This window comes from Actinophytocola sp. NPDC049390, assembly GCF_044466355.1.
Lineage (GTDB): Bacteria > Actinomycetota > Actinomycetes > Mycobacteriales > Pseudonocardiaceae > Actinophytocola.
On record NZ_JBITMQ010000039.1, the window covers coordinates 1 to 8338 of the forward strand.

5 protein-coding genes are annotated in these 8338 nt (G+C 67.0%); all 5 read right to left on the reverse strand.

The window, feature by feature from the left end:
- Nucleotides 1-112: 112 nt before the first annotated feature.
- The gene (locus ACIBVP_RS45535; protein WP_168524127.1) at nucleotides 113-895 is read right to left on the reverse strand and encodes a nucleotidyltransferase domain-containing protein; all 783 of its coding nucleotides are present in this window, start codon (nucleotides 893-895) and stop codon (nucleotides 113-115) included.
- Between the two features lie 37 nt (nucleotides 896-932).
- Nucleotides 933-4076 carry a TniQ family protein gene (locus ACIBVP_RS45540; RefSeq protein WP_168524129.1) on the reverse strand — a complete coding sequence of 1048 codons (3144 nt, stop codon included), beginning with the start codon at nucleotides 4074-4076 and terminating at the stop codon, nucleotides 933-935.
- A complete protein-coding gene (locus ACIBVP_RS45545) occupies nucleotides 4073-5131 on the reverse strand; it encodes an AAA family ATPase (RefSeq protein ID WP_396112800.1) in 1059 nt (352 codons plus the stop codon). The genes ACIBVP_RS45540 and ACIBVP_RS45545 overlap by 4 nt, the downstream gene beginning before the upstream one ends.
- Before the next feature lie 65 nt (nucleotides 5132-5196).
- Nucleotides 5197-7473 (reverse strand): integrase, encoded by a 2277-nt coding sequence (locus ACIBVP_RS45550; protein WP_396112801.1) that lies wholly within the window; start codon nucleotides 7471-7473, stop codon nucleotides 5197-5199.
- Nucleotides 7359-8225: a TnsA-like heteromeric transposase endonuclease subunit gene (locus tag ACIBVP_RS45555; protein WP_396112802.1), complete on the reverse strand. Its 867-nt coding sequence runs from the start codon at nucleotides 8223-8225 to the stop codon at nucleotides 7359-7361. The genes ACIBVP_RS45550 and ACIBVP_RS45555 overlap by 115 nt, the downstream gene beginning before the upstream one ends.
- Nucleotides 8226-8338 lie beyond the last annotated feature (113 nt).

Below are 8338 nucleotides of genomic sequence, written 5' to 3' on the forward strand. Positions count from 1 at the left end.
CGCGAGTGTAGGTTCTCAAGATTGTTTTCGTTTGATCTTGACGCGAGCTGGGCGGACGTCGGGTTTCTCACGGGTGTTGCGCTGGCTGGTTCTCATCGGTTTTTCGTGTCCTTCAGGTAGGTGGCCGTTTCTCGTTTGGTTCGCAGGGGCGTGCGTCGGCGTCTTGGTCGCTGGTCGATGAGCGTTCGGCTGGTTCGAGGTGGGGTTCGATCGCTGTGATCAGGTTGAGTTGTTGGCGTAGTGCCTCTGTGGGCGGCGTGCGCAGGATGTCGCGGAGTCGGTCGGCGACGTCGGTTGGGATGGTGAGGTCGTCCAGGTGCCGGTGGAAGGTGCCGAGGTCGAGGGACGGGTTGGGTAGGTCGTTGGCGGCCCAGACGGTCCGGACCAGGTCGTTGGTCATCGCGGCTGCTGCCCAGCCGATCTCCACGGGGTCGTTGCGTTGGAGCACGGCCTGCATTTTTGGGCGCACGTGTCGCCATAGCCGGGCGTAGTGGTTCTTGATGTGTGCTGGCACCCGGTAGCGTGCATGGACTTTCGGGATGTCGGTGGTGAGGCGGGCAACGGTGCCGGTGGGGTCGTGCAGGATGACGCCGTCGAGGAACGCGTATCCCCAGGATTCGTCGCCGATCTGGTTCGGGGTGAAATGCTCGCGCCACTGTTCGGCAGTGCGGACCGTGAAGTCGACGGGCAATGGGTGTGGCCGGAGTTGCCATGGTTGCTTGTTGTCTTCGGTGGCCACGATGACAAGGTCGAGGTCGGAGTCGGCTCGCGCGGTTCCGCGAGCTACTGATCCGACCAGCATGATCCCGCATACGTCGGTATCCGTTTGGAGTTCGGCGATGACCTCGTCGAGGACGCGTTGGTGTAGTGGTGTCGGGAACTGCAGAGCCATCATCGTTCCGTGTTTGTTGTGGGACGGGTTCTCATGGACTTCACTTCTTTCGGTTGCGGAAGGTGTGGTGGTGGTGGAGTTCGTGGAGGGCTGCGCGGCGTCCTTCGGGGGTGAGGGTGTAGTAGGTGCGGCGTCGTCCGGGGCCGCGGCCGGGTGGGGCGCCGGCGAGCCAGGCGTGTTCGTCTTCGGGGCGGCTGGTGAGCCAGCCGACGTTCAAGAGGCGGTGCAGGATATCGTAGATGACCCCTGCGCTCACGTTGGTGCGGTTGAGGAGTTCGTGACCGTAGAACTCGCCGGGGTTGTCGACAAGATCTCGGAGGATGGCTTTTAGTGGTGTTGTCATGCGCAGCCGTGTGACGTTGATGTCGTCGAACCGACGGTGTTGCGGAGGTTTGCGTGGAGCCATGGCCTGGCGTTGCGCTTCGATGAGGATCTTTCCGCTGGGCTTGGGGCGGATCTGGTCGGCGCGCAGGCTGCCCATCATCACCTGCTGGATGCGATCTTGCGCGAGGTCGCTCAGCAGGGTGTGACCTCGTGGGGTTGGGTGGTGCGGCTTGTTGTAGGCGCCGCGGTGGAAGAGCGTGGCGCCGATGTCGCGTTCGAGCCGCTGGAACTGGTCGGTCAGTGTGCGTTGTGTCGTGCCGAGGTAGCCAGCGGCGGAGTGCAGGCTGGGGAAGGCCATGGTGATCTGGAAGCGGTGCAGGCGATACCAGCCGTGCAGGGTGCCCTCGACCGCGGCACGAATGTCACGGGGGACGTCTTTGCCGAGTTTGGTGATCATGTGTGGGTGGCTGAAGATCCCGGGCGGTCGGGCGGGGATGCCGAACCGGTGCAGGGCGTTGTTGACGATCATCTGGTCGGTGCCGAGTTCGGCGGCGATGTCCGCGGTCGAGCGCAGCTGGTCGCAGTACTGGTCGCGGAGCCAGTCCGGGTTGATGGGGAACGGCGCCCGACCGTTGTTCAGCGGGACGCCGAGTTGTTTGGCGATGCGAGCGATGATGTGACGCCCGATCCCGGTGTCGGCGGCGAGCTCGCTGAGGCCGCGTCCTTTGTGGATGTATTCGCGGTCGAAGAACTCGCGGGTGAACAGGCGGAGGGCGCGTTGTTCGGTGAGCCAGGCGGTCGGCGCGGCGTTCACGCCCCACGGGCGTTGTGGCCGGTCCAACCGCTCGAGAGCGAGCCGGATGTGTTCGATGTGGACACCCAGAGCACGTGCCGCTTCGCTTGGGGGACGGTGTTCGGTGACGATGAGACGGCTGATGGTGTCCATGTCGAGGGTGTCTGTGTCGATGCCGGGTAGGTCGAGTCCGCCGGCGAGTTCGGCGGGTGGTGACCAGGTCAGCGGCTCGTCGATACCGAGGTCAGTCAGCAGCGCGGCGGCGTGCTCGTGCAGCGCCTGCCGCAACGGTCCGGTCAGCGAGGCGGTGAAGTCGACGTAGCGGTTGCGGTCGCCTGGGTTGCGGAATGCGAGTGGGTGATCCCGGTTCGCGAGATCGGCGCCGGTGAGCAGGTGGTGCAGGTGGCGTTGGGCGAGCAGGAGGCGCCCGCGGGGGTTGCGGTCTCCGGGGTGCGCTCCGGCCGCGCAGGCCAGGTCCCGCCACTGCTGCAGGGTGATGGGTTCGGCGGGGACCTGGTCGTGGCGGCGCTGGTAGTCGATGGGTGCGCGGTGCTGGTCGAGGTAGCCGGTGAGGCGGCAGAGCAGGGTGAGGACCTGGCCGAGCATGGCGGAGTCGAACTGGTCGCCGAGTTCGGCCAGCATTCCCGTGACGTTGGCTCGGCGCACCCTGGGGTTGAACTGTGCGGTGAGGGCGGGCAGCAGATCACGGTCGGGGTGGCCGGGGATGAGCAGACAGACGCTGAACACAGCGCGGAACAGTTCCGGGTGGAACCCGGCTGTCGGCAGCAGGCGGGCTGCCCAGTCCGGCCACAACATCTGCGGAACCCACCGGGCTCGATCCCCGCTCACGGTGTCCCGAGCAAGGCCAGGCCGGGAACATTGCTCTGTGCCTGGAAGCTGGGCTGTGAAGAGCATGGTGCGCAGCCGTAGCCGTTCGGTAGGCAGCAGGCCGGAGTCGGCGGCGCGCAGATACCGGTTCTGGAACCGAGGCGACAAATTGTGCCACTGCGGCGGGGGCATGCCCGGAGGCGGGACCCGCCGTGAGGTCGGAAGTCTGGACAAGATCGCGCCGAGGTCGGAGACCGCGGCCTGATCGCTGCTGCTGCCGAGGATTGTCCTGGCCTGCATGAGTGCGGCTGCGGTGAGTGCGGTGTCGGTGCCGTGAAGCCGGTGTGCGCCGTTCTGGCTGTCGTGGTGGGTGGGCCGGTTGGGGTTGATCCGATTGGCGGCGGTGATCAGTGCGTCGTGGTTGCTGTGCAGCAGCCAGGACATCACCACCGGAAGATCGGCAAGCACCACAGCCGCATATTCTGCGACAGCTTCCCCCGTGTCTTCCCCGGCGTCGTGGGTGCGGTCCTCACCGGCGTTCTGCCCGGTGTGACGGCCGCTGGCATGGATGATGAGGTTCTGGATCCAGCGTTGAACGTTGAGGACGTCGTCGGTGGCAGCGACGGTCGGAGCGGTGGTCAGGTCGGTGCCGCAGCGCTGCTTTCGTGGCGTCATGGTGTGCGTGCAGGTGGCCGGAGGAAGGGGTGGGGTGACACCGCTGATTCTGATCCGGGGCGTGACCGTGCATGCCGGGCAGCTGTCGAGGAGGAGCAGCCGGTGTCGGAAGCATGCGACCGTCCAACTGAGCCGCCAGGACAGCTGCCAACGGCCGTGAGTGTCGGCGAGGCAGCGCGGGCAGTACCGGGTGCCGCCGGAGCGAAGACGGTGCGCTGCCGCGATCTCGTCGCCGACCGCGCTGTCCAGACGACCGGCTGGGTGCCCGGTGGCGGTCTCGAGGCGCCGCAACACCCGCTGGTTGACGCCGTAGATCAACCTGAAGGTGGACGGCGTGGTCGGGGTGATGCCGAGCGCCGGAAGCAGTGACCGCAGGCCCAGACGGTGGCGGCGGGCCATGGCCTCGATCCACGAATCGATGCTCTCCCCGTCCAGGATCGCGGTGCGCAGCGGCAATGCTCGCACCAGGGAATCCACACCCTCCCCGCCGCGCTTCCCGGTGCGGTTCCTGCTGACGTTGCTGTGGATGTGGGTGGCCTGGTTGACGGTCGTGTGGGTAGTCATGAGGCCGCTCGCTGCCGGGCGGTTCGGGAGGTGCGGGTGGCGGCTTCGAGCCGGTGACGGGCTTTCTCCGACGCTTCGTCGATGCGCACGCTGTCGAGCAGGTCGTGGGAGAGTTGTTCGTCGCCGGTTCTGATCGCTTTGAAGCAGCCTCGGGTGATCAGGGTCATCAGTGAGCCGATGTGCCCGCCGGTGCGGGCGAACAGATAGTCAGCAAGGCTGGTCAGCTGGCCCGGCCGGGTGTGGGCGAGGACCAGTTGTTTCTCGATCGCTTTGAGCAGTGCTCGCCAGTGCTTGCCGCGTTCGAAGGGGTCGACTGCGAGGCGGGTCCAGCGGCGCGCGGTCTGGGCCAGCGCGACCGATGGCCCGGATAGTCCTTCGTCGAAGAATCGGCGTTCGGCGAGCCCGACACCGGCGTAGATGAACGTGATCGGCAGTTCGTTGGCCAGCCACTTGAGATGGTTGCTGACCGCGAGCCCGTCGCGGCTGTGCTGGTCGATGAAGTGGACGTCGTCGATGATCCCGACTCGCGTTCCGCATTGCAGTACGCAGTCCAGCGCGTAGCTGGCCAACTGCGCGGCGGAGCCGCGCGATGCGCCGGGGTGGCCGTAGAACTCGCAGATCATCTTGTTCAGCGTGCGCAGGGTGGTGTTCGAGGTGAGCCCGACCCGGAACACCGGGATCCGCTCGTCCCCCGCCTCGGTCACCGTGCCGTGCCGGCGACGGGCGGTGCGGTCGAAGTCGCGGCCGAACAGGTTCGCGATCGTGGTCTTGCCCAACCCAGGCTGCCCATCGATCACGGCGGCACCGCAGACCCGGTCGGCATCCTGCCGGTTCGACGCGACGATCAGCTCCAACTCGTCGCGGACCGCGGTCAGCTGGGGTGTGGCGATCGTGCCGAAGTTCGCATGCCAGTCATGGCGGGCCTCGTCGTAGTCCGCTCGAACGTCACCACCCAACCTGGCCAGCGCTGTGGCGGTGAGCGTCTCGGGCCGGGTGCGGGGTGTGGTTTCGACGAACCGGCGCCACCCTTCCTTGCGGGACAAGCTGTAGGCCACCTGAGCACCCTCCTGGCCCGCTTGCTGCGCGGGTTTCTGTTGAGGCGCCTGGTGATGAGTTCGGCTCATTCCAGCACCTCCAGCGCGTCGTCGTAGAAGGCGTCCAGATCGGCCAACACCTCGGCTTCCTCGTCGTCGTCACCCGTCACCACGGCCAGATGGGCGCCAGTGCCGGTGTCCGGCTCAGCCGGCTGCGCAGTGGGCAGCGCAGTGGGAGGCGCTGTGGGAGGCGCTGTGGGCAGCGCCTCGGCAAGTTCGGTGTCGGCCAGGCCAGGGATCGCGGCCCGCTCAGCGGACAGGCGGGCGGCCATCCGGCGTTCGCGCCGGTCGGTGATCTCGCCGGTGCTCCACCGCGCCAGCACCTGCGCCAGTGTGCTGTTCGGGTCGGCGAACCGGTCGGTCCTGGTCGCGAGGGCGCGTGCGTAGCGGGCGGCCTCGGCGGAGAACGGAGTGTTCAGCATCGGGGTGTGTTCCCAGTCCAGCCGATGCCAACTACCACCACCGGGTTCGCCACCACGTTCGCCAGCGGGTTCCTGGAAGTAGACGAAGCGGACGTCGTCGTCGTTGACGCGGATCGGCCACTTCCCGGCCGCGACACCCCGGTAAGGGCTGGTCTCGTTGCGGTGCCCGTTCAGTGCCGGGCCGTTGTAGCGGCGTCCGTCGACATCCACGCCGTAGTGCTGGATCGTCCGCCACGCGACCCGCAGGAACTCGAACACCAACTCCGGCGCCGCCGGTAGCCGCAACATGCCGGCCTTGGCGATCCCGACGGCGAACATCTCGTTCGGCGAGACCGCCAGGTTCGGCCACTCCGGCACGGCCAGCCCACTGTGGTCGCTGGGGTGATAGACCGAGACGATCCAGTCCCGGATCACATCCTCCAACTCGTGCAAGAACAGAAACGCCTGCTCCTCCACCCGCAGGCCGCGGCTGTGCAGATCCGGGCCCTTATAAGCGGGCAGATGCTGGATCAGGCCCTCGCGCAACGACTTGAAGAACCGCTCCACTGTCGGCTTATCGGTCGGCTTGCGCGGCTGCGCCGGCTGGATCGAGATGCCCAGCCGGGCACAGACCCCGATCACGTGCGCAGACAAGAACGCCTTGCCATGATCGACCACCAGCGTCTCCGGCGGACACCACACCTCCCCAGCACCACTCCAACTGCCGCCCTCGCCGGTCATCTCACCACTGGTTTCGGTGAAGACCAGCCGCTCCGGCAGCCCGTGCACCGGACCCAACGCCGGCCGACCGGAACTCCGGCCGGTCACCGCCTCGAACAGCACCCCGGCGACATCCACGGCCTTGGTCGACACCGGCGTCACCTTCAACCCGAGGATCTGCCGGTCAAACAGGTCCTGCGCGACGGTCAGCTGGGCCCGCACCCACCGGCAGGTCACCGGTTCCATCGCGAACACGTCCAGGTCCTGGGTGTCCAGGATCAAGTACTCGCCGGGGCGGGTCGCCCGCAGCCGCCCATAGGCGCCCTGCGGTCGCTCGGCGATCGACCGGCGGGCCGCCGCCGAGCCGGACACCGCGTTCGTGCCCTTGGTCAACACCGCCAGCCGGCGGTAGGCCGTAGCCTGCGACGGGACCGGAACCACCCCCGGGCCGTGCTCACGTTCCAACCGGGCCGCTACCCGCATCAACAACGCGTTCCGAGTCGGCGTCGACGCCGCGACACCGGCCGCCAGTTCTGCGCGCACCGCCGCGTCCCAGCGCGGATCAACGCTGGACCAACCACGGCGATGCCGGTCGTCCAGCAGCGCGGCCTCGCCGCCGGCTCGATAAGCGGCGACCCAGTTCTGCACCGTCCTGGCCGTCACCAACAACTCGGCAGCCTTGGCCGCGTACCGGGAAGTCAGCGGCACTGCCTCGGCGTACTCCGCACGCGGCTCACCCGGACGAGCCGCCGCGGCGTGGCCCGAGGTGTATCCGGTCAGCACCTCCCGAACATGCGCCGCCCGCCGCGCCAACCGCTCACGTTCCGCCGCCGACAGCCCGGCCAACGCCAACCCCGGATCATCGTCCTGAGTAACCGACTCCAAGCCACGTGCTCGCCGAACCAGCTCCGCGACCGTCAGACTGCTGTAGCGACCGCCGGACAACTCGACGGCCACCGCGCGGCCGTCGAACTCCACCACCCGCGCCACCTCTCCGTCCAGCAGCAACGATGCGCCAACTGTCACCGTCATCGTCCGCCCGCTCACGCCCCAGCTCATGCTGCCGTTCATGACGCTGCTCCCAGCCGCACGATCGTGTCGCCGTCCAATCGGCGGGACAGGCCCGTGATCAATCGCGACTGCCACAGCAGATGCAAGATCACCGGCCGTACCTGGGTCCACCGGGCTGTTCCGGTCAGCCGCCGCTCCACGTCCGTGACCGTGCACGGCGACATCCCCGCCTCGCGCACGACCTCCAGCACCAGCGGCACCAACTCCTCGGCGACCAGTGCCGGCCGCCGGTAGCCAGCCAGGAACCGAACGTTCTCCAACAGCACCGGATCCGTACCCGACCACGCCTCGAACCGGAAACCCCGCTGCTCGCACAACCGACTCATCCAGGCGAACTGCGCCGACACCTTCGGATCGTCCATCCGCGACGCGGCTTTCACATCGACCACCGTCACCGCGCCATCGGCGTGCCCGAGCAACAGATCCGGCACGTGTCGCCGTTTCTGCTCACCGTCGAACTCTTCCACCAAGAACGGCTGCGCCGCGATCGCCACCACTGTGGAGTCCTTGTCAGCCAACAAGATCCGCGCCAACTCCAACCGACTCTCATACACCACATGGCCACCCGTCGTCGCCGACCAGTACCAGCCCGAGTAATGCCGCCGTCCGCGATACGCACGAAACTCGCGCACCGGCAACCCGGCCAGGACTTCATCGACAGGCAACCGGTCCAACGGCGTGTCCACGAACCCGCCGTCACCACCGCGATAGCGCACCACAACGTCACATCCACGCCGGCCGGGCAAAGCTCTCGGCAGGGATTCACTGCGTACAAGTTTCATGCGGCGACCATCACGCCGCTCCACGATCAACAGGTGAAGGCACACGCGACCGATCACCCCGACAGCCCAGCCATCAGACACGAACGAGTGACCCCGCACGGGCGACTCGACCGTCCGACTTCTCATCGATCTTTCACATACGAAAGACCGACGAAAAATCAGTGAGAAAATGAAATCAAACATGAGAACCTACA

Bases quoted from the DNA above. Each gene is read 5' to 3' on its own strand.
- ACIBVP_RS45540 (WP_168524129.1), bottom strand. From the start codon at position 4,076: ATGACTACCCACACGACCGTCAACCAGGCCACCCACATCCACAGCAAC.
- ACIBVP_RS45535 (WP_168524127.1), bottom strand. From the start codon at position 895: ATGATGGCTCTGCAGTTCCCGACACCACTACACCAACGCGTCCTCGAC.